At 65.9% G+C, this 25,879-nt stretch carries 18 protein-coding genes and 1 riboswitch; of the genes, 10 read left to right on the forward strand and 8 right to left on the reverse strand.

The window, feature by feature from the left end; genetic code table 11:
* Positions 1-82 precede the first annotated feature (82 nt).
* From AB6730_RS05390 to AB6730_RS05400, 3 genes are read left to right on the forward strand one after another with little or no spacing between them, the layout of a single operon-like run.
* Positions 83-2,434 carry a TonB-dependent receptor gene (locus AB6730_RS05390; RefSeq protein WP_371022627.1) on the forward strand — a complete coding sequence of 784 codons (2,352 nt, stop codon included), beginning with the start codon at positions 83-85 and terminating at the stop codon, positions 2,432-2,434.
* The gene (locus tag AB6730_RS05395) at positions 2,434-4,002 is read left to right on the forward strand and encodes an esterase-like activity of phytase family protein (RefSeq protein ID WP_371022628.1); all 1,569 of its coding nucleotides are present in this window, start codon (positions 2,434-2,436) and stop codon (positions 4,000-4,002) included. Before AB6730_RS05390 ends, AB6730_RS05395 begins: the two co-directional genes overlap by 1 nt.
* 12 nt (positions 4,003-4,014) lie before the next feature.
* Complete coding sequence (locus AB6730_RS05400) at positions 4,015-4,890, forward strand: hypothetical protein (RefSeq protein WP_371022629.1); 876 nt, start codon at positions 4,015-4,017, stop codon at positions 4,888-4,890.
* Positions 4,891-5,084: 194 nt separating this feature from the next.
* Here the strand turns inward: AB6730_RS05400 and AB6730_RS05405 are convergent, their stop codons facing one another.
* The 4 genes from AB6730_RS05405 to metF form a co-directional block, all read right to left on the reverse strand.
* A complete protein-coding gene (locus AB6730_RS05405) occupies positions 5,085-5,921 on the reverse strand; it encodes a DUF2846 domain-containing protein (protein WP_371022630.1) in 837 nt (278 codons plus the stop codon).
* A gap of 128 nt (positions 5,922-6,049) precedes the next feature.
* Positions 6,050-6,967: a branched-chain amino acid transaminase gene (locus tag AB6730_RS05410; protein WP_371022631.1), complete on the reverse strand. Its 918-nt coding sequence runs from the start codon at positions 6,965-6,967 to the stop codon at positions 6,050-6,052.
* A gap of 94 nt (positions 6,968-7,061) precedes the next feature.
* Entirely contained in the window at positions 7,062-7,574 is a 513-nt protein-coding gene (locus tag AB6730_RS05415) for a DUF4124 domain-containing protein (protein ID WP_371022632.1), read from the reverse strand.
* A gap of 62 nt (positions 7,575-7,636) precedes the next feature.
* Positions 7,637-8,467, reverse strand: coding sequence for a methylenetetrahydrofolate reductase [NAD(P)H] (gene metF, locus AB6730_RS05420; RefSeq protein WP_371022633.1), 831 nt, complete (start codon positions 8,465-8,467; stop codon positions 7,637-7,639).
* Between the two features lie 147 nt (positions 8,468-8,614).
* Here metF and AB6730_RS05425 point away from each other — a divergent pair, with 147 nt between their 5' ends.
* On the forward strand, positions 8,615-9,013 hold the full coding sequence (locus AB6730_RS05425) for a cupin domain-containing protein (RefSeq protein ID WP_371022634.1): 399 nt from the start codon (positions 8,615-8,617) through the stop codon (positions 9,011-9,013).
* 73 nt (positions 9,014-9,086) lie between these two features.
* Here the strand turns inward: AB6730_RS05425 and ahcY are convergent, their stop codons facing one another.
* A complete protein-coding gene (ahcY, locus tag AB6730_RS05430; RefSeq protein WP_371022635.1) occupies positions 9,087-10,514 on the reverse strand; it encodes an adenosylhomocysteinase in 1,428 nt (475 codons plus the stop codon).
* Between the two features lie 18 nt (positions 10,515-10,532).
* A riboswitch (S-adenosyl-L-homocysteine riboswitch) is annotated at positions 10,533-10,614 on the reverse strand.
* Between the two features lie 95 nt (positions 10,615-10,709).
* Between ahcY and ppc the strand changes: the two genes are divergently transcribed.
* Complete coding sequence (gene ppc, locus AB6730_RS05435) at positions 10,710-13,415, forward strand: phosphoenolpyruvate carboxylase (protein WP_371022636.1); 2,706 nt, start codon at positions 10,710-10,712, stop codon at positions 13,413-13,415.
* Positions 13,416-13,496: 81 nt separating this feature from the next.
* Entirely contained in the window at positions 13,497-15,479 is a 1,983-nt protein-coding gene (locus tag AB6730_RS05440; protein ID WP_371022637.1) for a Cache 3/Cache 2 fusion domain-containing protein, read from the forward strand.
* Positions 15,480-15,746: 267 nt separating this feature from the next.
* Here the strand turns inward: AB6730_RS05440 and AB6730_RS05445 are convergent, their stop codons facing one another.
* From AB6730_RS05445 to AB6730_RS05455, 3 genes are all read right to left on the reverse strand, one after another.
* Complete coding sequence (locus tag AB6730_RS05445; protein ID WP_371022638.1) at positions 15,747-17,675, reverse strand: ATP-binding cassette domain-containing protein; 1,929 nt, start codon at positions 17,673-17,675, stop codon at positions 15,747-15,749.
* A gap of 194 nt (positions 17,676-17,869) precedes the next feature.
* On the reverse strand, positions 17,870-18,913 hold the full coding sequence (locus tag AB6730_RS05450) for an aldose epimerase family protein (protein WP_371022639.1): 1,044 nt from the start codon (positions 18,911-18,913) through the stop codon (positions 17,870-17,872).
* Between the two features lie 28 nt (positions 18,914-18,941).
* The gene (locus tag AB6730_RS05455) at positions 18,942-20,120 is read right to left on the reverse strand and encodes a XylR family transcriptional regulator (protein WP_371022640.1); all 1,179 of its coding nucleotides are present in this window, start codon (positions 20,118-20,120) and stop codon (positions 18,942-18,944) included.
* Between the two features lie 269 nt (positions 20,121-20,389).
* Between AB6730_RS05455 and xylA the strand changes: the two genes are divergently transcribed.
* The 4 genes from xylA to AB6730_RS05475 are packed head-to-tail and all read left to right on the forward strand — an operon-like array spanning position 20,390 to position 25,874.
* Positions 20,390-21,706 carry a xylose isomerase gene (gene xylA / locus AB6730_RS05460; RefSeq protein WP_371022641.1) on the forward strand — a complete coding sequence of 439 codons (1,317 nt, stop codon included), beginning with the start codon at positions 20,390-20,392 and terminating at the stop codon, positions 21,704-21,706.
* Positions 21,699-23,225: a xylulokinase gene (gene xylB, locus AB6730_RS05465; RefSeq protein WP_371022642.1), complete on the forward strand. Its 1,527-nt coding sequence runs from the start codon at positions 21,699-21,701 to the stop codon at positions 23,223-23,225. The genes xylA and xylB overlap by 8 nt, the downstream gene beginning before the upstream one ends.
* Positions 23,226-23,254: 29 nt before the next feature.
* A complete protein-coding gene (gene xylF, locus AB6730_RS05470; protein ID WP_371022643.1) occupies positions 23,255-24,268 on the forward strand; it encodes a D-xylose ABC transporter substrate-binding protein in 1,014 nt (337 codons plus the stop codon).
* A 58-nt stretch (positions 24,269-24,326) separates the two neighbouring features.
* Positions 24,327-25,874, forward strand: a complete 1,548-nt coding sequence (locus AB6730_RS05475) for a xylose ABC transporter ATP-binding protein (RefSeq protein WP_371022644.1) — start codon at positions 24,327-24,329, stop codon at positions 25,872-25,874.
* The last annotated feature ends 5 nt before the right edge of the window (positions 25,875-25,879 follow it).

Raw genomic sequence — 25,879 nt, forward strand, 5'->3', positions numbered from 1 at the left:
GGACGCCCGACTATCCAACGCTTCCACGGCGTGGACCGGGCTGCCTCAGGGGAGGGGCCGCGGCGCGTCAGCGTGAGTAAGGATGCCACTCTTGTTGAAGCAGACCGTTCTGGCCATCGCCCTGGGCATGGCCTTCGCTTCCGTCGCCCAGGCGACGGACACCGATACCACGGCCGAGACCGCCGATGCCGCGGCCAGGCGCGACAAGGCACAGGATCTCGACGCCGTCTCCGTCATCGGTACGGGCGAGACGCGCCAGGTGCAGCGCCTGCGCACGTCCGACCAGAAGGTGCTTCCCCCGGGAACCAGCTTGCAGAAGGTGTTGAACGTCCTGCCTGGCGTGAACGCACAGTCCGCCGACGCATTGGGCACCAACGAGCAGTCCATGACCCTGAGCTTGCGCGGCTTCAGCGGCACGCGGCTGGGCTATACGCTGGATGGCATGCCGCTCGGCGACAGCGCGTACAACAACTACAACGGCCTCTCGATCAACCGCGCGCTGATCTCCGAGAATTTCGCCGGCGCCGAACTTTCCGAAGGCATCGGCAACCTCGGCACGCCTTCCACGAGCAACCTCGGCGGCACGATCGCCTACCGTTCCAGCGACCCGCTCAAGACCATGGGCGGGCGCGTCGTACAAGGTTTCGGCAGCGACCAGAACCGCCACACGTTCGCCCGCTTCGATACCGGCGAGTACAACGGGTTCTCGATGTACCTCTCCGCCGCTCGCACCACCTCGGACCTGTGGAACGACCAGAGCGCCTACAACGGGTCGACCACGAAGCAGTTCAACGGCAAGGCGGTGTGGGATTTCGACTGGGGCCGCCTCACTGGCTTCGCGGATACCTCGCGTACCTCGCAGGCCGACTACTTCTATCTGTCCAAGAGCGAATTGGCCCGCGGACTCGGCTGGGATTGGGGTGGTTACGCACCGGACTGGCAGCGCGCCATCGGCAAGGCGTACTGCAACGCCGGTACGCTCAACGCGAAGCTCTGCGACAAGAGCGGTGCGGACACCGATGCGGACGGTGCCTTCACCGCCGGTCAGATCCTGCGCGACGACGATCTCTACTATCTCGCCGGCGACTTTTTTCCCAGCGACGCGGTCACCATCCACGCCCAGGTCTATCACCACGAGGATGCCGGTGAAGGACACAACTGGAACAGCGGTACCTATTCGTATCCGGGCACCCCACGCCAGTTGCCGATCATCTTCCGCAACACGCTGTATACGATCAACCGCTCGGGGGCGATCCTCTCGGCGGCGTGGGATTTCGCCAACCATCACATCGAAGGCGGTGTCTGGTACGAGCACAATGTCTCCAGCGCCTCACGCTACAGCAGCTATGTGAGCGGGCCGCGCGACCTGAGCGCGCCGATAGACGCGACACCGGACATCGGCGTGTTCGCGCAGCGCACGGTATGGAATACGCGGCAGGCCTTCCTGCAGGACACGATCCGCTTCCTCGACGACGCGCTCACCGTGGACGTCGGCGTGAAGAGTCCGCACGTCACCTCGCAAGCCACGGCGCTGCCCGGCGACGCCGTGCAGCCGATCAAGCCCACGTCGAACAACCAGTTCGCCAGCGGCAAGCTGAGCGCGAGCAAGGCCTTGTTGCCGCAGTTCGGCGCGCGCTACAAGATCGCCGACGGCCAGGAAGTATTCGCCAGTTTTGCGAAGAACATCGCGATGTTCCAGGGTGGCTTCAAGCTCGGACCGCAGGCGGTGAGCCAGGCGATCTGGGATACGCAGGGCGACCTCAAGCCCGAGAAGTCGCGCAGTCTCGAAGCGGGTTATCGCGTCGAGACCGGTCCGATCGCCGCCTCGGTGGCCGCGTACAACGTGCGCTTCGACAACCGGCTGCTCCAGTACAACCCTTGCGACTCTCGCCAGCCCGTCGGCCCGTCGTGCGGCAACCGCTTCTACAACGTGGGCGGCGTGGACAGCCATGGCGTGGAAGTGACCTTCGTCTGGACACCGACCGACCACCTGCGCTGGTACAACTCGGCCTCGTACAACCGCTCCACCTATGCCAGCGACTACACGCAGGCGGGCGTCGTCCAGCACACCAAGGGCAAGATCCAGACCGACACGCCGACCAAGCTCTTCGCGACGCAGATCGACTGGACCCAGGGCGCCTGGTTCGCCTCCTTGCGCGGGAAATACACGGGTGAGCGCTTCTACACGTACACGAACGACCAGGGCTTCGGCGGCTTCACCGTCTGGGACCTTTCCGGTGGTTACGACTTCGGGCCGGTTTCCTTCGCCAAGGACATCCGCCTGTCGATCAACGTGACCAACCTCGGCGACAAGCGTTACGCGAGCAACTTCGATTCGAGCGCCTTCGTGCCCGCCGATCCGAAGGGCACCGCGTATGTGTTCCATGCCTCGGCGCCGCGCCAGTACTTTGCCAATCTCGACGTGCGCTTCTGATGTTGCGCACGGTCGCCGCCTTCGCCATCGCGCTCCTGATCGGTAGCGCCATGGCGCAGACAGGTGAGGTGCGTGTGCCGGACATCGCTTCGACGCCACTGCCCAGGGCCATCCACGTGGGTGGCACGACGTATGTCGACAAGGGGCTGGTCGCCACGGGATCGCTGGCGGCCGGCACGGTGGATTTCCTCGGCGACACGCTCGGTTCGTTCTCGTCGCTGATGATCGAGCCAGGTAGTTGGAAGCGGGAAGGCGACACGTATACCGGTGTCCTGTGGACGCTGCCGGACCGTGGACGCAACGATCCGGAGCACGACGTGTTCTTCGATTACCGGGGGCGTTTGCATCGGTTTCGTTTCAGCATGACGGTGGGGCGGGGGGCTTTCGCCGCTGAAGCGGCTCCCACACGGGGTGTGATGCCGACGCATGGTGCGGTTCCTATACAGGGGGCGCGTCTTGTGTTGGTGCCGGACGGTGGGCGCGAGTTGCGCGACTTCGACGGCAAGCCATTCACGGGGGCGGAGCCACGAAGTGGCCTGCGTACGGAGCGAGGCATCGTCTTGCCTTCACCCTCGAAGGGAGAGGGCGCCGGCAAGGTGTCGCTGGATGCCGAGTCATTGCAGTTCACCGGCGATGGCGGCTTCTACGTGGGTGACGAGTATGCGGCCAACGTCTACCGCTTCGACGCGAAAGGGAGGCTCACCGGCGTCATCGTTCCGCCGAGATCGGTGCAGCCGCTCGACGCTGACGGCAAGTCCGACTTCACGTCCCTGCGTGCGCCCGCGAGCGGCCGGCGCAATAACCAGGGCGTGGAAGGCATGGCGCTTTCGCCAGACGGCAAACGCCTGTTCGTCGTGTTGCAGAGTGCCCTGGTGCAGGACAGCGCTCCCGGCGATGCCTCGGGCCGTACGCTCACCCGTGTACTCGTCTACGACGTGAGCCGGAATGCGGTGCCCAAGCGCCCCCTGGCGCACTATGTGGTTCGTCTTCCCGCGTACGACGACACGGGTAAGGGCGGCACGCCGAACAAGACAGCCGCACAGAGCGAGATCCGGGTCATCGACGACCACCGTTTCCTCATGCTTGCCCGGGACGGCAATGGCTACGGTGCCGAGAACGGCAAACCCATCGTGTTCAAGAGCGTGTTGCTGGTGGATACGGACGGCGCGAGCAACCTGGCGGGAACCACGCACGAGACGTCGACGATGTCTTTGCTCGGACAGGACGGCGGCCTGCGCGCCGAAATCCGCCCAGCCAGCTGGAAACCGCTGGTCGACCTGCTGGCCCCCGCCGACCTTGCTCGCTTCGGACTTTCGATCGAACGTGACCAGCCGGGCATGGCGATGCTTTCCGAAAAGTGGGAAGCGATGGACCTCGTCCCCGTGCTCGATCCGGCCTATCCGGACGACTGGTTCCTCCTGGTCGGCAACGACAACGACTTCATCGCGAAGCACTGCGTCATGGAAGGGCGGCGCTGCGATTCCGCCATCGATAACGACAACCGCATCCTCGTGTACCGGCTGACCTTGCCGGGCATGCGTTCCACCGCCGCCTCCTACCACCATTGAAGGGTCATGCGCATGATGAAACGTACGGTTCTATCCCTGTTGTCGGCCACGCTGCTTCTCGGCGCCACGGCCAGCCATGCCAACACGCCGGCCTACGTCGACAGCAAGGAATACAAGGTGCTGCTCGATCCCACGCGCTTCGCCAGCAATCCGTCCAGCGCGGCGGCCACGCTCCTGCACGATGTTTCGGTGCGTCTGTCCGCGCTTGCCTTCGACAAGACGATCACCGGCAACTTCAGCGCGGGCGATCGCGACACGCTGGCCTACTACGACACCCCGCACAGCTGCTCGCTGATGAATCGCGGCTATTCGGTGCGGACGCGCGCCGGCGACCATAGCGATATCCAGTTCAAGTTCCGTCACGCGGACGAAGAGCTGTCCTATTGGACGGACGTATCGGGTGCGGGCAAGAACAAGGAGACCAAGCTCGAGACCGACGTCACGCCGGGCGGCCTCGTGCTCGCACATTCCACCAAGCAGGACGCGACCACCACGCCCACGACCGTCTCGGCCCTGATCAAGCAGTTCCCGGGTGCGTCGGCGTTGTCCGATATCTCCACCGCCGGGCTTTCGCCGGTGGCGGGTGTCACGGTGACGCAACAGGAATACGACGGCCCGGAATCCGACATCGGGCAATCGGTGGCCGAGTTCACGCTGACCCTGTGGTACATCAACGGCGCGTCCGCTCCCGCGCTGGCCGAGCTGTCGTTCCGCGTCGAGGCCGACGCGGACAGCTACTTCACCACGCCAGTGCTCACCCGCTCGCAGACCCTGAACAAGGCGATCGGCTCGATCGGCAACGGCTGGAACATCGCCAACGACGGCGGCAAGACCAGCTGGCTCTACGCCTACAAGTCGTCCTCCTACCCGAACGGCTTCTGCAACTAAAGCGGCCCAAGGTGAAGCCACCCGAGGGTGGCAAGCAACCTGGGGTAGGAAGCAACCTGGGTGGGAAACGGCCTGGGTGGGAAGCGGCCTGGGCCGCGATCGGGCTTGCCGCAAGGCCGATCGCGCGCCAGCGCGCTTCCCACCCCGGTCCTACCCCGGGCCTAGCCGGGGGCCACCCTGGGCTTTCCTTTTGATCAGCCCCGCGGGTCCTCGTCGCAATGGCTGCCCTTGCAAGTGATTTCCAGCGGCGAGGCGGTGCCAGGACAGGCGCTGTAGAAATGAGCTTCGGCGCCGCTCACGCTCCTGACGCGCAGCAGTCGCTCGCACTGGTGCCGTGAGGCGACATCCTGTGCCGCAAGAAAGGTCGGCTTGTCCACGCGGGTATCGAGTACGGCCAGTCCACCCTCGGGCTGCGCTGCCGCCACGTTCGAGGTCGGGGCTGTAGATGCCACGGATTGTTCGGCAGGTACGGGAGTCGCGGCGTCGACGGCGGCATCGACCGGCTCGTTGACCGTCGGAGCGGCCTCGACGACCTTCGTCGGCGTAACGACCGTCCCCGTCGACGGGGGCACGCGGAACGCAGGGACGTCGGTCTGCAACAGGTCGCATTTTCGAACGCCGGCTTGCCCTACTTGTTCGGAGACGAGATGGAGCGCGCTACGGGCCGACATCAGGCCCATCTTCACCTCTTGCCAGACGTAGTACGTCTTGCCGGCTTCGGCATCGATGGCGAGGGAAGCGTCCTTCTCGCTGAGGGACGTGATGACGTGGTGTCCCGGAGTGACGGCGAGTTGCAGGAAGCTCTTCGGGCCCGTCTGTCCTGCAACGACGTCGTCGATCTTCACCGGCATCTTGATCGCGGCGCCCAGCAGTTCGTCACGGTAGACATAGACGATGGCCTTGTCGGTCATCGGTGTGAACATCTTCGCCTGGTCGTTCGCATCGTGTCCCGCTTTCTGGACACTGGCGCAGCCGCTGAGGACGGACGCGAGCGCTATCGCCGCAACGGCGGCGAGGTGGTTCCATTTCATGTTTTCCCCCTGTCGATGAGCCAGTCCGAGTTGGCACCTCCCTGGCGGCCGGATCGTATCGCGACGGGCCCGTCTCTTAACAGAGGGCTAGCCCGCCGCCGGGGGGCGACGGGCCAGTTTGCGGCTTCTTACAACGGTTCCAGCCAACCCCAGCGGTCTGCGGTCTTGCCGGTGAACAGGCCGAAGAAGAGTTCCTGGAGGCGGCGGGTGATCGGGCCGCCCTTGCCGCTGCCGACCTTCTTGCCGTCCACGGAGCGGATCGGCGTGACTTCGGCCGCCGTGCCGCACATGAGGATTTCGTCGGCGAGGTAGAGGTACTCGCGCGGCAGGTCGCGTTCGACCACCTCGATGCCTTCCTCGCGCGCCAGCGTCATCAGGGTGTGGCGGGTGATGCCGGTGAGGATCGAGGCGCTGGCCGGGGTGGTGTGCAGCACGCCGTCGAAGACCAGGAACAGGTTCTCGCCCGCACCTTCGCTGAGCAGGCCCGTGGAGGCCAGCGCGATGCCTTCACCGAAGCCCAGGCGGCGCGCCTCGCGGGCGATCAGCTGGCCGGAGAGGTAGTTGCCGCCCGCCTTGGCACCGGCGGGAATCGTGTTGGGCGCGAAGCGCTGCCAGCTCGACACGCAAGCGTCGATGCCATTCTCCAGCGCCTCGGGACCGAGATAAGGACCCATGGGCCACGTCGCCACGGCCACGTCGGTGGGGCATTCGGCCGAGAGGCCGAAGCCGCCCAGGCCACGGAAGGCGACAGGACGCAGGTAGGCGGCCTTGAGGTCGTTCTTCTTGACGACCTCGCGGCAGGCCTCGGCCAATTCATCGACCGAGTAGGGGATCTCGATGTCGTAGATCTTCGCCGAGAGGAACAGGCGCTTCAGGTGGTCGGTGAGGCGGAAGATGGCGGCGCCATCGGGCGTTTCGTAGCTGCGGATGCCTTCGAACACCGACGAGCCATAGTGCAGCGCATGCGCCATCACGTGGACGGTGGCTTCGCGCCACGGCTTGATCTGCCCGTTCTGCCAGATCCAATCGGGGTAGTTCTGCGACATGGGTACGCTCCGGAGGGGACCGCCCATGATAACGGGTACGGCGGCGGCCTACATGGCGCGTCGCGTCAGTGCGGTGGCGGATGGAGCGCCTGTCTCACCCCGGCGGGCGCAGCCACAGGCAGCCGGAATCCCTCACCACGCCAAAATGCGCGCGGCGGGTCGATCCGTCACCGCCGGGGCCCGAGGTCACCGCGTCGATGCCGCCACCCTCGCTGCCTTCGAGTGAGACCAGGGGTTGCCGCACCAGCGCTTCCATGGAACGAAGGCTGTCCACGGTGCCACCGCTGCCGTAGCCGTTCCACAGGATCAGACCGCCGATGCGGTTGGCGCTGCGGGAGGCGAAGGCTTGCGCCACGCCGTCGCGTAATTCGGCGAGATCCTTCGCGCAAAGCAGACCGGCCGAGGGGCCATCCGGTGTGGCCGCCAAAGCGGAGGACGCCGTCGCAGGCATGATCGACGTGGCGCCGAGGCTGGTGCACGGCTGGTCGCTGAAGACGGGGCGCCCGTCGGACCCGACACAGCGATGGATCGCGGTCTGCGCGGCGGCGGGCAGGGCGAGGAAAAGCAGGAGGAGCAGGGCGATGGCGCGGATCACGGGGCGGAACACGGTGGCGAGCGGTGCGTCATCATCCCCGGCGGCGCCTCACCGAAGGGTGACGGCGCGCACGTTTACCGCGCGGCGAGCCGTTCCAGCACGGAGATCGTCGCGCGCGCGCGATTGATCGTATAGAAATGCAGCCCGGGTGCGCCGCCGTCGAGCAGGCGCTGGCACAGTTCCGCCACCACCTCGGCACCCAGGTCGCGCACCGCGGCCGCGTCGTCGCCGTGGGCTTGCATGCGCTTCACGATCCAACGGGGAATTTCCGCACCGCATTGCTCGGAGAATCGGCGCAACTGGCTGAAATTGGCGATCGGCATGATGCCCGGGACGATCGGCACCTGCACGCCCAGCTTCGCCACGTCGTCCACGAAGCGGAAGTAGGCATCCGCGTTGAAGAAGTACTGCGTGATCGCGCCATTGGCGCCGGCGTCGACCTTGGCCTTGAAATGCCTGAGGTCGGTCAACGCGTTCTCGGCCTGCGGATGGGTTTCCGGATAGGCCGCGACCTCGATATGAAAGTGGTCGCCGCTGTGCTCGCGGATGAAGGCGACCAGTTCCGCCGCATAGCGGAAATCGCCAGGAGTGGCCATGCCGGAGGGAAGATCGCCGCGCAGGGCGACGATGCGACGACAGCCCGTGGCCTTGTAGGTCTCCAGCAGCGCGGCGATCTCCGCCTTCGTGCCACCCATGCAGGACAGGTGTGGCGCCACCGAAAGGCCGTGCTCGGCTCGCAGGCGCTTTACCGTGTCGTCGGTGTAGCTGAGCGTCGACCCGCCCGCGCCAAAGGTCACCGAAACGTAGTCGGGCGCGTGTGCCTTGAGGCGGACGACCGCCGCATCGAGCTGCGCGCGCTGCTCGTCGGTCTTGGGCGGGAAGAATTCGAAGCTGATGGCGGGCATGGGCGATCTCGCGTGAATGCCCGCAGTATAAATATCTTTCCATCCAGATGGAAAGATGTCCGTACGCGCGGATACAAATATAGGCGATTCGGGAAATCTCCCGAATACAGCGCAAGCGCCTAATGGGGCTACTCACCGGAGTAGCCCATGAAAACCATCGTCCTCGCCGCCGTCCTGGCATTCACTGCCACGTCGGCCACCCAGATCGCCGCCGCGGACCAGCCCACGACCAGCCGCCGCACCGAACTTTCCCAGCACGACCTCAGCATCCCCGGCTGGGAAGAAGTGCAATTGCGCGTCGATATCGATCCCGGAAAGACCGCGCCGAACCACAGGCACCCGGGCGAGGAAATCATCTACGTGATCGAAGGCACGTTGGAGTACACCCTGGAAGGGAAACCGCCGGTTCGCCTGAAGGCGGGCGAGGTGCTGTTCGTGCCCGCCGGTGTCGTGCACAAGGCGACGAACGTAGGAACCACCAATGGCGCCGAACTGGGCACCTACATCGTCCCGAAGGGAAAGCCACTGGTCGAATGGGTGCGTTGAACGTCATGGCCCGTGGTCCAAACGCAAGAAGGCGCCCGAAGGCGCCTCCTCGTGACCACGACGGATCGTTCGATCAGTAGCGGTAGTGGTCCGGCTTGTACGGGCCTTCCACCGGCACGCCGATATAGTCGGCCTGTTCCTTGGTGAGCACGGTCAGCTTTACGCCGATCTGCTCCAGGTGCAGGCGGGCGACTTCCTCGTCGAGCTTCTTCGGCAGGCGGTACACCGTCTTCTCATAGGTGTCCTTGTTCTTCCACAAGTCGATCTGCGCCAGCGTCTGGTTGGAGAAGCTGTTCGACATGACGAAGCTCGGGTGGCCGTGTGCGCAACCGAGGTTCACCAGGCGGCCTTCGGCCAGCATGTAGATGCTGTTGCCCTTGGCGAAGGTGTAACGGTCGACCTGCGGCTTGATCGTCTCGCGGGAGACGTCCTTCGCCGCGTTCAGACGGTCGATCTGGATCTCGTTGTCGAAGTGGCCGATGTTGCAGACCAGGGCGTTGTTCTTCATCGCCGCCATGTGCTCCAGCGTGATGATGTCCTTGTTGCCCGTGGTGGTGACATAGATGTCGCCGAGACCGAGGGTCTCTTCGATCGTCGTGACCTGGAAGCCTTCCATCGCGGCCTGCAGGGCGTTGATCGGATCGATCTCGGTGACGATGACGCGGGCACCGAAGCCCTTCAGCGAATGGGCGCAGCCCTTGCCCACGTCGCCGTAGCCACAGACGACGGCGACCTTGCCGGCGACCATGAGGTCGGTGGCGCGCTTGATGCCGTCGGCCAGCGATTCACGGCAACCGTAGAGGTTGTCGAACTTGCTCTTGGTGACCGAATCGTTGACGTTGATCGCCGGGACCAGCAGCTTGCCGGCTTCGGCGAGCTGGTACAGGCGGTGCACGCCGGTGGTGGTCTCTTCGGAGACGCCGCGCCATTCGGCGGCGACCTTGGTCCAGAAGCCCGGACGCTCCTTGGCGACGCGCTTGAGCAGGTCCTTGATGACCTGTTCCTCGTGGTTGGCGGCCGGCGAGTTCACCCAGTCCGAACCCTGCTCGAGTTCGAGGCCCTTGTGGATGAGCAGGGTGGCGTCGCCGCCGTCGTCGACGATCAGCTGCGGGCCGAGCTCGCCCGGGTGGGTCAGCATGTCGAGCGTGCAGTCCCAGTATTCCTCCAGCGACTCGCCCTTCCAGGCGAACACCGGCAGGCCACCGGCGGCCAGCGCCGCGGCGACGTCGTCCTGGGTGGAGAAGATGTTGCAGGAAGCCCAGCGGACCGACGCACCCAGCTCGCGCAGGGTCTCGGCCAGCACGGCGGTTTCCTTGGTGACGTGCAGGGAGCCGGAGAGGCGCACGCCCTGGAGCGGCTTCTCCTTGGCATAACGGGCGCGGATCTGCATCAGGCCCGGCATTTCCTCTTCCGCCATGCGGATGCGGCGGCGGCCGAGGGCGGCCTGCGAGATATCGCGGACCTTGTAATCTTGGAAGGTGTCTTTGGTGACGGCGTTCATCTGGCGTAGCTCCGGAGATTCACGGGGGCGCCGTTTGGTGGGACGCCGCGCCGAGCCTGGCCTATGGGACGTTCCCACGGTCGCAGCGCCCCTCGGCGGGCAAAACGGTCCGCCGATTGTATCGCGGAATCCGGATGCAGGGATGAACACATCTTTTTCGGTACTCTCAGGGTTTCGACGCCAACCGAGAGTCCCATGGAAGCCGCACGCGATCCCGAGTTCCTGCCCCACGACGGCCCCCTGCGCGAGGACGTGCGCCGCCTCGGCGCCCTGGTCGGCCAGATGTTGGCGGAACAAGGCGGCCAGGCCTTCTTCGAGCGCGTGGAACACGTGCGCACGGCGGCGATCCACCGCCGGCGCAGCGGTGCGGCCGTGGATGCGCTGGCCGAATCGCTGACGGGCCTGGACGCCGCGGACGCCGAGGCGCTGGCCCGCGCCTTCGCCACCTATTTCCAGGCGGTGAACACCGCCGAACGGGTCCACCGCATCCGCCGCCGCCGCGACTACCAGCGCGAGGGCGGGGCGCCGCAGCCTGAGTCGCTGGCGGCGGTGCTCACCGTGCTGAAGAAAGACGGCGTCGGCCGCGACGAACTGGTCCGCCTGCTCGAACGGCTGGACGTGGAGCCGGTGTTCACCGCCCATCCCACGGAAGCCGTGCGCCGCTCACTGCTCGAGAAAGAGCAGGAAATCGTCCGGGCGCTGGTCGAGGAGTTCGATCCCACGCGCACGCCGCAGGAACTGCGCGACGACGACGCGCGCATCCTCATGGCGCTCTCCGCCGGCTGGCAGACCGCCGAAGCCTCGCCGGTACGGCCCAGCGTGCAGGATGAATTCGACCATGTCGGCTTCTACATCTCCCGGCCGATCTACCGCGTGCTGCCCGCCCTCTACGAATCGTTGCAGCAGGCCATCGCGGAAACCTATGGCGAAGGCGTGACGATCCCGCGCCTGCTTCGCTTCGCCACCTGGGTGGGCGGCGACATGGACGGCAATCCCAACGTCAACGCGGACACCATCGCCGCCACTCTCGCGGCGCAACGGACGCTGGTGCTCGAGCGCTACATGGAGGATGCCGCCAGCCTCGGCCGCCTGCTCAGCCAGACCGAGGATCGCGTCACGCTGGACGACAAACTTCAACGACGCATCGAGGATTACCGCGAACGCCTTCCCGACGCGGCGGAACGCATCCGGCCCCGCCATGCCGACATGCCCTATCGCGGCTTCCTGACCTTCGTCGCGGCCCGTCTGGACGCCACGTTGCACGAAGGAGCCGAGGCCTATGCGTCGGCCGACGAGTTCATCGGCGACATCGCGCTGGTCGAGAAGAGCCTCGTGGACCACGGCGGCGCGCATGCCGGCGCGTACGCGGTGAATCGTCTCCTGTGGCGCGCACGCACGTTCGGATTCCACCTGGCACGCCTGGACGTACGCCAGGATGCGCGTGTCCACGATGAAGCGTTGGCGGCGTTGCTCGGTGACGGCGACTGGGCCAACCGCGACACGGTGGCGCGCGTGAAGACGCTGCGGCCGTACGCGGCGGGCGAGCGCAGTTTCGTCGCGGGCGACGACCACGAGGCCGCCGGGATGCTGCGCGCGGTGTTCGCCACCTTGGCCGATTCGCGCAAGCGTTATGGCCCGGAAGCCACCGGGCTCTACATCATCAGCATGGCCGAGACCGCGGCGGACGTGCTCGCCGTGCTGGCGCTCGCGCGGCGGGGCGGTCTCCTGGAGGACGGCCGCGTGCCGCTCGATATCGCACCGCTGTTCGAGACGATCGACGACCTCGCCGGCGGTGCGGAAACCCTCCAGGCGCTGCTGGACGACCCCGTCTATCGCGCCCACCTCAAGGCGCGTGGCGACCGGCAGTGGGTAATGCTGGGATATTCCGATAGTGGCAAGGACGGCGGCACCGTCGCGTCCAAGTGGAGCCTGCAGCGCGCTCAAGTGGAACTGCTCGACGTGGCCTCGAAGGCCGGTGTCCGCGTGGCGTTCTTCCATGGCCGCGGCGGTTCGGCGAGCCGCGGTGGATCGCGCATCACGCCGGCATTGATGGCTTCGCCGCGCGGTTCCGTCGGTGGCGTGCTTCGTGTCACCGAACAAGGCGAGGTGATCCATCGCAAGTACGGCATCCGCGCACTCGCCGTGCGCAACCTGGAACAGACGCTCGGCGCCGTGATGCGTGCCTCGTTGCGGCCGCGCGAGGTCGAATCACGCGAGGCCGCGTGGAAGGAGACCATGGCACGGCTTTCCGGTGAAAGCCGCAAGGCTTACCGCGCCTTCGTCGACACCGAGGGCTTCGTCGAGTACTTCCGTGGCGCCACGCCCATCGACGTGATCGAGCGCATGACGCTCGGTTCGCGTCCCGCGCGCCGGCGCAGCATGAAAGGCGTCGAGGACCTGCGCGCGATTCCCTGGGTGTTTTCCTGGACCCAGTGCCGCGCGGTGCTCACCGGCTGGTACGGGCTCGGCGCCGCGCTCGACACCGTAGCGCGGGAGTGCGGTGAGGAAGCGCTGGTGCGCATGGCGCGCGACTGGCCCTTCTTCTCCACCATGCTCGACGACGTGGAAATGGTGTTGGCCAAGGCGGATATCGACATCGCCGAGGCCTTCTCCCGTCTGGCCGGCCCGTTGCACGAGCGCTTCTTCCCGATGATCCGCGAGGAGTTCGAGCGAACCGTCGCCTGGCTGCTGAAACTCAAGGGCGCGAAGGAGCTGCTGGCCGCCGAGCCCCGGCTGGCCACCTCGATCCGCCTGCGCAACCCGTACGTGGACCCGATGAGCCTGCTCCAGGTCGACCTCCTGCGACGCTGGCGCGCCACCGGCGGACAGGACGACGCCCTGCTCAGCGCCCTGGTCGCTTGTGTGAACGGCGTCTCACAAGGGCTCCAGAATACGGGTTGAGGGCTAAAGCCCCGCCCGGGCCTGCCGACATAACGGCCATGGGCACCCGTTCGGGGTGCTCCACCACTCCGGTAGGACTCCATGAACCAGAACAGCGACCGCGCCGGCCGGCGCGGCATGAGTGTCGGCGCGCGACTGACCCTGCTCGTCGTCGGCATCGTCGCCCTCGGCATCGCCTTGCTCACCGTCGTCGTCACGACCATGGCCTCGCGGGAGCTGGAGGCCAGGGCCCGCGAGGACCTCGCCCGCGGCAACCGGGCCATCATCGGCACGGTCAACACGTTCAGCGGTGCGCTCCTGGCCGAGTCCGACCGCTTCCTCGGCGTGTACAAGAGTTACTTCCCCGGAAAGTTCACGGTCGACGACAAGCACCGCGTGATGATGGCCGGGCACACCGTGCCCTCGCTGTTGCATGACGGCAAGCCGTTGAACAACGATTTCACCCTGACCGACGAATTTTCCGCGCGGGCACACGTGGTGGCGACGCTGTTCGTCCGTGACGGGCCCGACTTCGTTCGTGTCACCACCTCGTTGAAGAAAGAGGACGGCTCGCGTGCGGTCGGCACCTCCATCGATCATGCCCATCCGGCGTTTCCCTTGCTGCTCACGGGCAAGTCGTACGGTGGCCCGGCCGTGTTGTTCGATCGTCCGTACATCACGCGCTACGAGCCGATCAAGGACGAGGCGGGCAACGTGCTCGGCGTCTTCTTCGTCGGGGTGGAGATCGGCAAGGAGATGAAATCGCTGCAGGACGAGATCGCCGCGATCCACATCGGCCAGAGCGGCTATTACTCCGTCGTCGATGCCAGCGCCGGAAAGCGGTACGGCACGCTGATCGTCGATCCGTCGATGACGAACGATGCGGCGAAGGCACCCGGCGCCGCCCTCAAGATGCTCGACGTGGATGGTCAGCCGATCTTCGGCCGCATGCTGTCCGGTGGGAAAGGCGAACTGCGCTATCGCGTCGAGGTGGATGGTCATGCGGTGGACCGGATGGCCGTCTATGCGACCGATCCCGCATGGAACTGGCTCGTGGCGGGTACGGTGGACATGGATGAACTGTTCGGCCCGGTCCGGCATATGCGCCTCATCGCCGCGGCGACCAGCGTCGCACTGGTCATCGCGTTGTGCGTGTTCCTGTTCCTCGCGATACGCACGCGTATCACCCGGCCGCTTGCCGACGCCGTCGAGGCGGCGCGACGTCTCGCCGAGGGCGACCTCACGGCGCGGCTCGCCTCCGCGCGCGAGGACGAGATCGGCCAGTTGATGCGTTCCATCGATGGCATCGGCGACGGTCTTGGCGATATCGCCCGTTCCGTGCGCAAGGCCGCGGCCAGCATGGCGGGCAGCACGTCGGAGATCGCGGCGGGCAATGCCGATCTGTCGTCACGCACGGAAACCCAGGCGCACGAACTCCAGCTGACGGCGTCCAGCCTCGACCTGCTGACGCGTACGGTCCGCGACAACGCGGGCCACTCGGCGAGGGCGAGCGCGCTGGCGGCCGACGCGAGCGTGGCGGTGCAGCAGGAGGCTGGCGCGATGCAGGAGGCAGTGGAAGCGATGAACGGCATCCAGGCCTCGGCGCAGCGTATCGCCGACGTCATCGGCATCATCAACGGCATCGCCTTCCAGACGAATATCCTTGCGCTCAACGCCGCGGTGGAAGCGGCGCGGGCGGGCGAGCAGGGCAAGGGCTTCGCCGTCGTGGCGGAAGAGGTGCGCCATCTCGCCCAACGCAGCGCGTCGGCGGCGAAAGAGATCGAGTCGCTGATCACCGAATCGGTGGCCCAGGTCGACGCGGGGCACGGCCTGGTAACGGACGCGGGGCGCAACATGGAAACGGTGCTGGGCCGCATTCGCGCGGTGGCGGACCTGATGGGCAACATCAGCCAGGCCTCCAGCGAACAGTCCGAACAGATCGGCCGGATCAACCACGCCGTCTCGCGCATGGACGACTCGACCCAGCAGAACTCGGCCCTGGTCGAGGAAGCCGCGGCGGCCGCGAAGAGCCTGGAAGACCAGGCCGCCGAACTGGCCCGCGTGGTCGAGGTGTTCCAGCTATAAAGCGATGCCCCGGTGGGAGCCGGCTTTGCCGGCGATCCCGCGGCAGCGGGCCAGGTCGATGCAAGCACGCATCGCCGCTGAAGCGGCTCCCACAACAGCATCGAGCAGACCGGGCAGGAGCAGACCGGCAGGAACCAGACCTGTGGGAGCCGGCTTTGCCGGCGATCCCGCGGCAGCGGGCCAGGTCGAGGCAAGCACCCATCGCCGCTGAAGCGGCTCCCACAAGGGGTGAGGGCCTTTCGGGCGGCCTGGATCGGGTGGGCTTTATCAGCCTTCCAGTTCTTCCCAGCGCGCGAACGCCACGTCCAGTTCCGTCTGTAACCGGGCCAGTTCCTCGTTGCCGCGCGTGATCGTCGCCGCATCTTGCTGGAAGTACTTCGGGTCGTTCATCGCGGCGGTGCGGCGGGCGATCTCGGATTCGAGTTCCTCCAGCTTCGCCGGCAGCAATTCAAGCTCCCGCTGCTCTTTGAAGGAGAGCTTTTTCTTCGGCGTAGCTGCGACGGGCGCGGCTACGGCCGTCGGTGCCGAAGCAGAAGTGGCGGCTTGCGTCGCCCCCGGCCCCGATGCCTCTGACGTCGACGAAGACCACGCAGCCTTCGACCCGGCAGGCTTCGAGGCCACGGCGGGCCTCTGCCGCAACCAATCGCTGTAACCGCCGATGTATTCGCCGACCACACCGTCGCCTTCGAGCACCAGGGTGCTGGTCACCACGTTGTCGATGAAGTCGCGATCATGCGATACCAGCAACAGCGTACCGGTGTATTCGTTCAACAGTTCCTCGAGCAGTTCCAGCGTCTCCACGTCGAGATCGTTGGTCGGTTCGTCCATCACCAGCAGGTTCGACGGCTGGGCGAACAGCTTCGCGAGGAGCAGGCGGTTGCGTTCGCCGCCGGAAAGCCGCGTGATCGGTGCGCGGGATCGTTCGGGCGAGAACAGGAAATCCTGCAGGTAGCCGACGATGTGCTTGCGTTGGCCGTTGAGCTCGATGTATTCGCGGCCCTGGGCAACGTTGTCGAGGGCGTTCAGCCGGTCGTCCAGCGTGGAGCGGTGCTGGTCGAAATACGCCACTTCCAGGCCGGTACCCAGTGTGACCTCGCCTTCCTGCGGCTTGAGTTCACCCAACAGGATCTTCAGCAGCGTGGACTTGCCCGCGCCGTTCGGGCCCATGATGCCGACGCGGTCGCCACGCATGATCGTGGTGGAGATATCGCGCAGCAGCGTGCGTCCGCCGTAAGCCTGGGTGACGTGCTTCGCGTCGATCACCTTGCGCCCCGAGGACTGCGCGGTGGCTAGGGTGATCCTGGCGTTGCCGGATTGTTCGCGTCGCTGGGCGCGCTCGTTGCGCATCGCTTTCAGCGCGCGCACGCGGCCTTCGTTTCGGGTGCGACGCGCCTTGATGCCCTGGCGTATCCAGACTTCTTCCTGGGCCAGCTTGCGGTCGAAATGCGCCTGGGCCTGGGCTTCCGCATGCAGGCGTTCCTCGCGGCGGCGCAGGTAGTTGTCGTAGTCGCCGGGCCAGCTGGTGACCTGGCCGCGATCGATCTCGACGATGCGCGTGGCCAGGGCACGCAGGAAGCTGCGGTCATGGGTGATGAAGACGATGCTGCCGGCGAAGCCCTTGAGGAAGGTTTCGAGCCAGGCGATCGCCTCGATGTCGAGATGGTTGGTCGGCTCGTCGAGCAGGAGCAGGTTCGGGTCGCGCACGAGCGCCTGGCCAAGCAGGACGCGGCGCTTCATGCCGCCGGACAACTCGGAGAAATCGGTGTCCGCCGGCAGTTCCAGGCGTTCGATCACCTGCTGCACGCGTGAATCGAGATCCCATGCGTTGTGGGCCTCGATCTGCGACTGCACGTCGCCGAGGGCGTCCATGTCGCCGGTTTCCAGCAGGTGGTGATAGCGTGCGAGCAGGTGGCCCAGTTCACCCAGGCCGTCGGCCACCACGTCGAAGACGCTGCCCGAGGTGTCCTGCGGCACTTCCTGCGTGAGGCGTGCGATGCGCGTGCCGCCTTGCAGGCGGATCTCGCCATCGTCCGGGTGCAGTTCCCCGGCGATGAGCTTCATCAGCGTCGATTTGCCGGCGCCATTGCGCCCGACGACGCAGACGCGTTCACCGGCATCGAGGGAAAGGTCGACCTGTTCGAGCAGGAGCGGGCCGCCGACGCTGAAGTCGACGTTGAGGAGTTGGATAAGGGACATCCGGATATTGTACCCGGTGGCGCCTCGTCACCTCATGACATGGCCCGTTGGTAGAAGGTCCCGCTCAGGTGGGGAGCCCTGGTTGGAGCCGACCTTGTCGGCGATGGGTGCTTGCCTCGACCTGGCCCGCTGCCGCGGGATCGCCGACAAGGTCGGCTCCCACCGGGGCTGGCCTGTTCCATCAGGCCGCTGCGTTAAGGTGTATCGACCCGGTAGCGCGTGTGCTGGCGCCATACCGCCCCGGGGCGCAGGATCGCGCCTTCCGCATCCGGGCCATTGACCTGGTCGGGAAAGGCCTGGGTCTCCAGCGCGAAGCCGGCGAAGGGCCCGTAAGCGTCGCCGTTTCGCGAGGGTTGCCCGGTGAGTTTCTGTCCGCTGTAGAACTGCAGGCCGGGGCGGTCGCTCTCGACGGTGAGACGGCGGCCGCTCGACGGTTCCACGACTTCCGCGACCACGCGTGGCGCCTGGGCCATCGATGGGCGCGGGATATAGCAATGGTCGAAGCCGCCCACCAGCTGCAATTGCGGATCGGGCCAGTGCAGGCGCGAGCCGATCGGCGCCGCTTCGCGGAAATCGAAGGCGGTGCCGGCCACGGGCTGGCGCCCCACCGGTATCGCTCCCGCATCGATGGCCAGGAATTCGTCCGCGTCGATCCGGATCACGTGGTCGCGGACATCCGGCCGCCGGTCGTTGAGATTGAAATACGGATGCGCGGTCAGGCTGAGCGGGGTGGGGGCGTCGCTGGTGGCGATATAGCGCAGGTCCAGCGTGCCGTCGTCGTCGAGCCTCACGTGCAACTCGACCTTCACTTCGCCGGGAAACCCGCCGTCGCCCTCGGGCGAGACCAGTCGTAGCACCAGATCTTCGCCTTCCGGCTCCACGTCCCAGCGTTGCAGGTGAAATCCGTAGTTGCCGCCATGCAGGTGGTTGCCACCGTCGTTGCGATCGACCTTGTAGTCGATGCCATCGAGCCGGAAGCGCCCGCCGCGGATGCGGTTGGCCCAGCGGCCGACGATCGCGCCCATGTACGCATTGGAATCGATGTACTGCCCCGCGTCGGCGTGACCGAGCAAGACCTCGCCCACGCGGCCCTGGCGGTCCGGGGTCTGCCAGGAGAGCAGGGTGCCGCCGAGGTCGGATATCTCGACCTGGGTGTCTCGCGCGTTGCGCAGGGTCCAGCGGCGGAGCGGGCGGCCGTCGGGGAGTTGGCCCCAGGCGGTGGCGTTGGATACGGGCATGGGTGAAGCGTTTCCCTGCGGAAGGCGATCAGGTCGCCGCCGTCTTGCGATGGAGGTCGAGGTATTGGCGCGGCGTGCAATCGTATTCGCGACGGAACACCGCATACATGTACTGGAGTGAGGTGAAGCCACAGCGCAGCGCGATGTCGGCGAGTGGCGTATCGGAATTCGTCATGAGATCGCAGGCGGTGTCGAGCTTGTGCTTGAGGATCACCTGGTGCACGGTCTGCTTCAGCTCGCGCTTGAAGTGTTCTTCCAGCACCGTGCGCGACACACCGACGTAGTCGGCCACCTGTTCGGTCTTGATGCCCAGGCAACCGTACTGGCGAATGTAGTGGCTCGCCCGCATCACATGCGGACTGCGCATCGGCTGGTACTTGCTCGACACCTGCACGTTGATGCCGACGGGTGGCACCAGCACGCGCGTGCCGGAGCAATCCATGCCGCGCAGCATCTGATGCAGCAGGTGGGCGGCGGTGCGACCCATTTCCTCCGCGCCCTGGATCACGGAGGTGAGCGGGATGCGGGTGAGCAACTGCGCCATGGGGTCGTTGTCGATGCCGACGATGGCGATCTGCTCGGGTACCGCGAAGCCGCCGATCACGCAGGCCTGCAGCAACTGCCGGGCGCGTGCGTCGGTGACGGCGATGATGCCGATCGGCTTGGGCAGTTCGGCCAGCCAGGTGACGAGTTCCTCCACCGCCATTCCCCAGCCGCCCGCGCTGGTCGGCGAGCCCTGGTAGACCATCCCCTCGACCGATTCCTCGTCCACGATCGCCTGGAAGGCATGCTCGCGTTCCTGCGCCCAGCGACTGCCGGGGTGGGGCGGTATGCCGTAGAACGCGAAACGGCCGAGGCCTTGTTCGATCAGGTGGTCGTACGCGAGCCGGATGAGCCGGGCATTGTCCGTGGCGATATAGGGCACGCCGGGAGGATAAGCGGCGGGATCGTGATACGAGCCGCCGATCGCGACCACCGGGATGTGCAGGTCGCGCAATGCGTCGGGGGCTTCCGGATCGTCGAAGTCGGCGATGACGCCGTCGCCGCGAAACTGGTGGATGTCGCGCATGCGGCTGCGGAAGTCCTCTTCCATGAAGAGGTCCCATTCCACGCGCGTACTGTTGAGGTAATGCCCAATGCCGGCGATGACCTGGCGGTCGTACACCTTGTTGGCATTGAACAGCAAAGCGATTCTGTGGGGAGACATGGGGTTCCGTCGAGGGGGCATCGCCGACAAGGGTCGGCTCCCACCCGGACCTCGTGTGGGGCCACCGGACCTCATGCGGGGATCGGTGGGACCGACCCTGTCGGCGATGATCGCCAGTCGCCAAAAACTATCAGGCTTTGCGTTATCTGACCATGACGCAGCGCGGCATCGAAAAAGAGCCGGCCCCCGTCGGAAATCGCAATTGCGCGCGATAGGCGCCGCTCGTCAGGATCGTCGGGATTCGTCCCCACGTTTGTCAAGGAATTGTTATGTCGTACTTTTCCAGCGTCCCCAAGATCAGCTACGAAGGCCCCGGCAGCGACAACCCGCTGGCGTTCCACCACTACGACCCGAACAAGCAGGTGCTCGGCAAGAGCATGGCCGATCATCTTCGTCTCGCCACCTGCTACTGGCACACCTTCGTCTGGCCGGGCTCCGACGTGTTCGGCGCGGGCACGTTCGAGCGTCCCTGGCAGACGGCAGGGGAGCCGATGGCCAAGGCCCGCGAGAAGGCCGACGCCGCGTTCGATTTCTTCTCCCGCCTGGGCACGCCTTATTACACCTTCCACGATACCGACGTGGCGCCGGAAGGCGACAGCCTCTCCGACTACAAGAAGAACTTCGCGGCGATGGTCGACATGCTCGAGAAGAAGCAGGCCGAGACCGGCGTGAAGCTTCTGTGGGGCACCGCCAACGTGTTCAGCAATCCGCGCTATGCCGCCGGTGCCGCGACCAACCCGCAGCCGGAAGTGTTCGCTTACGCGGCCACGCAAGTGCGCCATGCGATGGAAGCGACGCACCGCCTGGGCGGCGCGAACTACGTGCTATGGGGCGGCCGTGAAGGCTACGACACCCTGCTCAACACCGACCTGAAGCGTGAGCGCGAACAGCTCGGCCGCTTTTTCCAGATGGTGATCGAGCACAAGCACAAGATCGGCTTCAAGGGCACCATCCTGATCGAGCCCAAGCCGCAGGAGCCGACCAAGCACCAGTACGACTACGACACCGCCACGGTCTACGGCTTCCTGAAGGAGTTCGGCCTGGAGAACGAGGTCAAGACCAACCTCGAGGCCAACCACGCCACGCTGGCCGGCCACTCGTTCCACCACGAGGTCGCGACCTCGATCGCGCTGGGCGTCTTCGGCTCGATCGACGCCAATCGCGGCGACCCGCAGAACGGTTGGGATACGGACCAGTTCCCGAACAGCGTGGAAGAGTTGACCCTGGTCACCTACGAGATCCTGAAGGCCGGCGGTTTCACCACGGGCGGTTTCAATTTCGACACCAAGGTGCGCCGCCAGAGCAGCGCGCCGGAAGATCTCTTCCACGGCCACATCGGCGCGATCGACGCATTGGCCCTCAGCCTGGAACGCGCGGCGAAGATGATCGAGCGTGATGCGCTCGCCGACTTCAAGGCGAAGCGCTACGCGGGTTGGGATGCCGATTTCGGCACGAAGATCCTGCAGGGTGGCTTCACGCTGGCCTCGCTGTCGGACGAGGCGATCGCCCGCGACATCCATCCCAAGCATGTCTCCGGCGGCCAGGAGTTGCTCGAGAACATCGTCAACCGCTATATCTATGGGTGATATGACCCCCGACATGGACGCTTCGGCACGCATGTACCTCGGTATCGACCTGGGCACGTCCTCGGTGAAGGCCGTCCTCATGGACGAGGCGGGTGAGGTGCGCGCCAGCGCGACCAGCCCGCTGGAGGTCTCGCATCCGAAGCCACGCTGGTCGGAGCAGGACCCGGCCACGTGGTGGAGCGCCACCGAGGCGGCCGTCGCGGACGTCCTCAAGGGAACCGATGCCCGCCGCGTGGCGGCCATCGGCCTGTCCGGGCAGATGCACGGCGCCACGCTGCTGGATAAGTCCGACGCTATCCTGCGGCCGGCCATCCTGTGGAACGACGGCCGTTCGGATGTCGAATGCGCGGAACTGGAAAAGGTGCCGGGTTTTCGTTCGATCACCGGCAACCTCGCCATGCCCGGGTTCACGGCGCCGAAACTCGCCTGGGTGCGCAAGCACGAGCGCGAGGTTTTCGATCGCGTCGCCAAGGTGCTCCTGCCGAAGGACTACCTGCGCCTGCGCCTCACCGGTGAATACATGACCGACGCATCCGATGCGGCCGGCACCCTCTGGCTCGACGTCGAGAAGCGCCGGTGGAGCGACACCATGCTCGCGGCAACGGGCCTGGACCGTTCGCACATGCCGCAGGTCTTCGAAGGTAGCCAGCCTGCGGGTCGCTTGCGCAAGGAACTGGCCGAACGTTGGGGCATGGATACCGTCCCGGTCGCCGCCGGTGGTGGCGACAACGCGGCGGGCGCGGTGGGCGTGGGCATCGTTCGCCACGGCCAGGCCATGCTTTCGCTGGGCACGTCGGGCGTCTATTTCGCCGTGTCCGAGGGCTTCCGCTCGAGTCCCGAGCAGGCGGTGCACAGCTTCTGCCATGCCTTGCCGGATACCTGGCACCTGATGTCGGTGATGTTGAACGCGGCGAGTTGCCTCGACTTCACCGCGAAGCTCACCGGACAGAAGGACGTGCCGGCCCTGCTCGCCGAGGCCGAGGCCAAGGGTCTTCAGGAGAACGGTCCGCTGTTCCTGCCCTACCTCACGGGCGAGCGTACGCCGCACAACGATGCGCATGCGCGTGGCTCGTTCACGAACCTGGGGCCCGGCACGGATCGCGCCGATCTCGCCAATGCCACGCTGGAAGGCGTCGGGCTGGGCCTGCTCGACGGCCTGCTGGCGGTGGAGTCGACCGGCCTCGTGGCCGATGAAATCACCGTGATCGGCGGCGGTTCGCGCAGTGCCTACTGGACGCAGATGCTCGCCGATATCCTCGGCAAGCGGCTGGTCCTGCGCAGTGGCGGCGAGGTGGGACCCGCGCTCGGGGCGGCACGCCTCGCACGGCTGGCCATCGAACCGGACGCGTCCCTCGACGCCGTTTGCCCGATGCCGGCGGTCACCGCCGTACGCGAGCCCGATGCAGCGCGTCATGCTTATTTCCTGCAAACGCGCCACCCTTTGTTCCGCCGCTCTTACGAGCAGTTGAAGCCGCTGTATTCCGACGCCGCTCGCGGCGACGATTTCCGCCCCTCCTGAAGGGCGATCCCAGAAGCATGGAGATGAGCATGAAGCAGAAGGCCCTATATACGTTGCTGGCCGTATCGATGATCGGTGCCGGTCTTTTCGCGGCGCCGCAGGCGCACGCCAGCAAGGAAAAGCCGGTGATCGGCTTCTCCATCGACGACCTGCGCGTGGAGCGCTGGACGCGTGACCGCGACTACTTCAAGGCCGCGGCGGAAGCCAAGGGCGCCACCGTGTCGGTGCAGTCCGCCGATGCCAACGAGCAGAAGCAGATCCAGCAGATCGAGAACCTGATCTCGCGCAAGGTCGACGTCATCGTCATCGTGCCGTTCAACGCCAAGACGCTGACCACGGTCGTCGCCGAGGCGAAGAAGGCCGGTATCAAGGTGATTTCCTATGATCGCCTCATCCTCAATGCCGACGTCGACGCCTACATTTCGTTCGACAACGACAAGGTCGGCCAGATGCAGGCCCAGGGCGTCGTCGACGCGGCACCGAAGGGCAATTACTTCCTGCTCGGCGGCGCGCCGACCGACAACAACGCGAAGATCCTTCGCGAAGGCCAGATGAAGGTCCTGAAGCCGCTGGTCGACAAGGGCGACATCAAGATCGTCGGCCAGCAGTGGACCAACGAATGGCTGGCCTCGAACGCGCAGTCGATCATCGAGAACGCGCTCACCGCCAACAAGAACAACATCCAGGGCATCGTCGCCTCCAACGACGGTACCGCCGGTGGCGCCATCGCCGCCCTGAACGGCCAGAAGCTGGCCGGCAAGGTGGCCGTGTCGGGCCAGGATGCCGACCTCGCCGCGATCAAGCGGATCAAGGCCGGTACGCAGACCATGACGGTCTACAAGCCGATCAAGGAAATCGCCACGGAAGCGGCGAACCTGGCGGTGGGCCTGGTCCAGGGCACCGCGCCGAAGTTCACCTCCAAGATGAACAACGGCAAGAAGGATGTGGATACCATCCTGCTCACCCCGACCATGCTGACCAAGAAGAACGTGGACCTCGTGGTCAAGGACGGCTTCTACACCCAGGCCCAGGTCGGCCCGTAAGCGTAAGATCGGCGATGCCCCGCCCGGTGCGGGGCATCGTCCAGCGAAAGGAGTACCGGTGAGCGAATACCTGTTCGAGATGCGCCAGATCGTCAAGGAATTCTCCGGCGTGCGCGCGCTCAATGGCATCGACCTGGCCGTGCGGCCCGGCGAGTGCGTCGGCCTGTGCGGCGAGAACGGCGCAGGCAAGTCCACCCTGATGAAAGTCCTGTCCGGCGTGTATCCCTATGGCACGTGGGAAGGCGAGATCCTGTTCGACGGCAAGCCGCTGAAGGCGTACTCGGTACGCGACAGCGAGGATGCCGGCATCGTGATCATCCACCAGGAGCTGATGCTGGTACCTCAGCTCTCCGTCGCCGAGAACATCTTCCTCGGCAACGAGATCCGCAAGTTCGGCGGCGTGATGGACTACGACGCCATGTATGCCAAGGCCGAGGCGCTGCTCGCCCGCCTGAAGCTCAAGGACGTGAACGTGGCCGCGCCGGTGATGAATTACGGCGGCGGCTACCAGCAATTGTTCGAGATCGCCAAGGCGCTGGCCAAGAATGCCCGTCTGCTGATCCTCGACGAGCCGTCTTCCTCGCTGACCTCGTCCGAGACCGACACCTTGCTGTCGATCATCGAGGATCTCAAGCGCGACGGCGTGGCCTGCGTCTACATCTCGCACAAGCTCGAGGAAGTGGCGCGGGTGTGCGACACGGTCACCGTCATCCGTGACGGCAAGCACATCGTCACCAAGCCGATGAGCGAGATGACCACCCATTCGATCATCACCGCCATGGTCGGGCGCGACATCGAGAACCTCTTCCCGAAGGTCGAGCACGACATCGGCGAAGTGATCTTCGAGGCCAGGCACGTCACCTGCTGGGACGTCGCCAATCCGAATCGCAAGCGCGTCGACGACATTTCGTTCCAGATCCGCCGCGGCGAGATCCTCGGCGTCGCCGGACTCGTCGGTGCCGGCCGCACCGAACTGGTGTCGGCGATCTTCGGCGCGTACCCGGGGCGCTACGAGGCGGAGCTGTTGCTCGAGGGCAAGCCGATCAAGGTCAGGTCGCCCGAACAGGCGATCAAGGCCGGGCTGTCGCTGGTGCCCGAGGATCGCAAGCGGCAGGGCATCGTTCCCTTGCTGGGCGTGGGCGACAACATCACGCTGGCGACGCTTTCACACTATGCCCGCGCGGGCCAGATCGACCGCCAGGCCGAGTTGCAGACCGTGGAAGCCGAGATCAAGCGCCTGCGCGTGAAGACGGCGAGTCCCGAGCTGGCCATCGTCGGCCTGTCCGGTGGCAACCAGCAGAAAGCGGTGCTGACCAAGATGCTGCTGCCCAAGCCGAAGGTGCTTATCCTCGACGAGCCCACCCGTGGCGTCGACGTCGGCTCCAAGTACGACATCTATAAGCTGATGTTCGAGCTGGCCGCCAAGGGCGTGGCCATCATCATGGTCTCCTCGGAGATGCCCGAAGTGCTCGGAGTCAGCGATCGCGTCCTCGTCGTGGGCGAGGGTAAGCTACGCGGCGATTTCAAGAACGTCGACCTTACCCAGGAGCAGGTGCTCGCCGCGGCGATCTCGCATGCCGCCGAAGGGCCCGCGCACGCGGCCTGATTCTC

The organism is Luteibacter sp. RCC_6_2 (assembly GCF_041360655.1).
Taxonomy (GTDB): domain Bacteria; phylum Pseudomonadota; class Gammaproteobacteria; order Xanthomonadales; family Rhodanobacteraceae; genus Luteibacter.

Bases quoted from the DNA above. Each gene is read 5' to 3' on its own strand.
- AB6730_RS05390 (WP_371022627.1), top strand. From the start codon at position 83: ATGCCACTCTTGTTGAAGCAGACCGTTCTGGCCATCGCCCTGGGCATG.
- AB6730_RS05395 (WP_371022628.1), top strand. From the start codon at position 2,434: ATGTTGCGCACGGTCGCCGCCTTCGCCATCGCGCTCCTGATCGGTAGC.
- AB6730_RS05400 (WP_371022629.1), top strand. From the start codon at position 4,015: ATGATGAAACGTACGGTTCTATCCCTGTTGTCGGCCACGCTGCTTCTC.
- AB6730_RS05405 (WP_371022630.1), bottom strand. From the start codon at position 5,921: ATGAAATGGAACCACCTCGCCGCCGTTGCGGCGATAGCGCTCGCGTCC.
- AB6730_RS05410 (WP_371022631.1), bottom strand. From the start codon at position 6,967: ATGTCGCAGAACTACCCCGATTGGATCTGGCAGAACGGGCAGATCAAG.
- metF (WP_371022633.1), bottom strand. From the start codon at position 8,467: ATGCCCGCCATCAGCTTCGAATTCTTCCCGCCCAAGACCGACGAGCAG.
- AB6730_RS05425 (WP_371022634.1), top strand. From the start codon at position 8,615: ATGAAAACCATCGTCCTCGCCGCCGTCCTGGCATTCACTGCCACGTCG.
- ahcY (WP_371022635.1), bottom strand. From the start codon at position 10,514: ATGAACGCCGTCACCAAAGACACCTTCCAAGATTACAAGGTCCGCGAT.
- ppc (WP_371022636.1), top strand. From the start codon at position 10,710: ATGGAAGCCGCACGCGATCCCGAGTTCCTGCCCCACGACGGCCCCCTG.
- AB6730_RS05440 (WP_371022637.1), top strand. From the start codon at position 13,497: ATGAACCAGAACAGCGACCGCGCCGGCCGGCGCGGCATGAGTGTCGGC.
- AB6730_RS05445 (WP_371022638.1), bottom strand. From the start codon at position 17,675: ATGTCCCTTATCCAACTCCTCAACGTCGACTTCAGCGTCGGCGGCCCG.
- AB6730_RS05450 (WP_371022639.1), bottom strand. From the start codon at position 18,913: ATGCCCGTATCCAACGCCACCGCCTGGGGCCAACTCCCCGACGGCCGC.
- AB6730_RS05455 (WP_371022640.1), bottom strand. From the start codon at position 20,120: ATGTCTCCCCACAGAATCGCTTTGCTGTTCAATGCCAACAAGGTGTAC.
- xylA (WP_371022641.1), top strand. From the start codon at position 20,390: ATGTCGTACTTTTCCAGCGTCCCCAAGATCAGCTACGAAGGCCCCGGC.
- xylB (WP_371022642.1), top strand. From the start codon at position 21,699: ATGGGTGATATGACCCCCGACATGGACGCTTCGGCACGCATGTACCTC.
- xylF (WP_371022643.1), top strand. From the start codon at position 23,255: ATGAAGCAGAAGGCCCTATATACGTTGCTGGCCGTATCGATGATCGGT.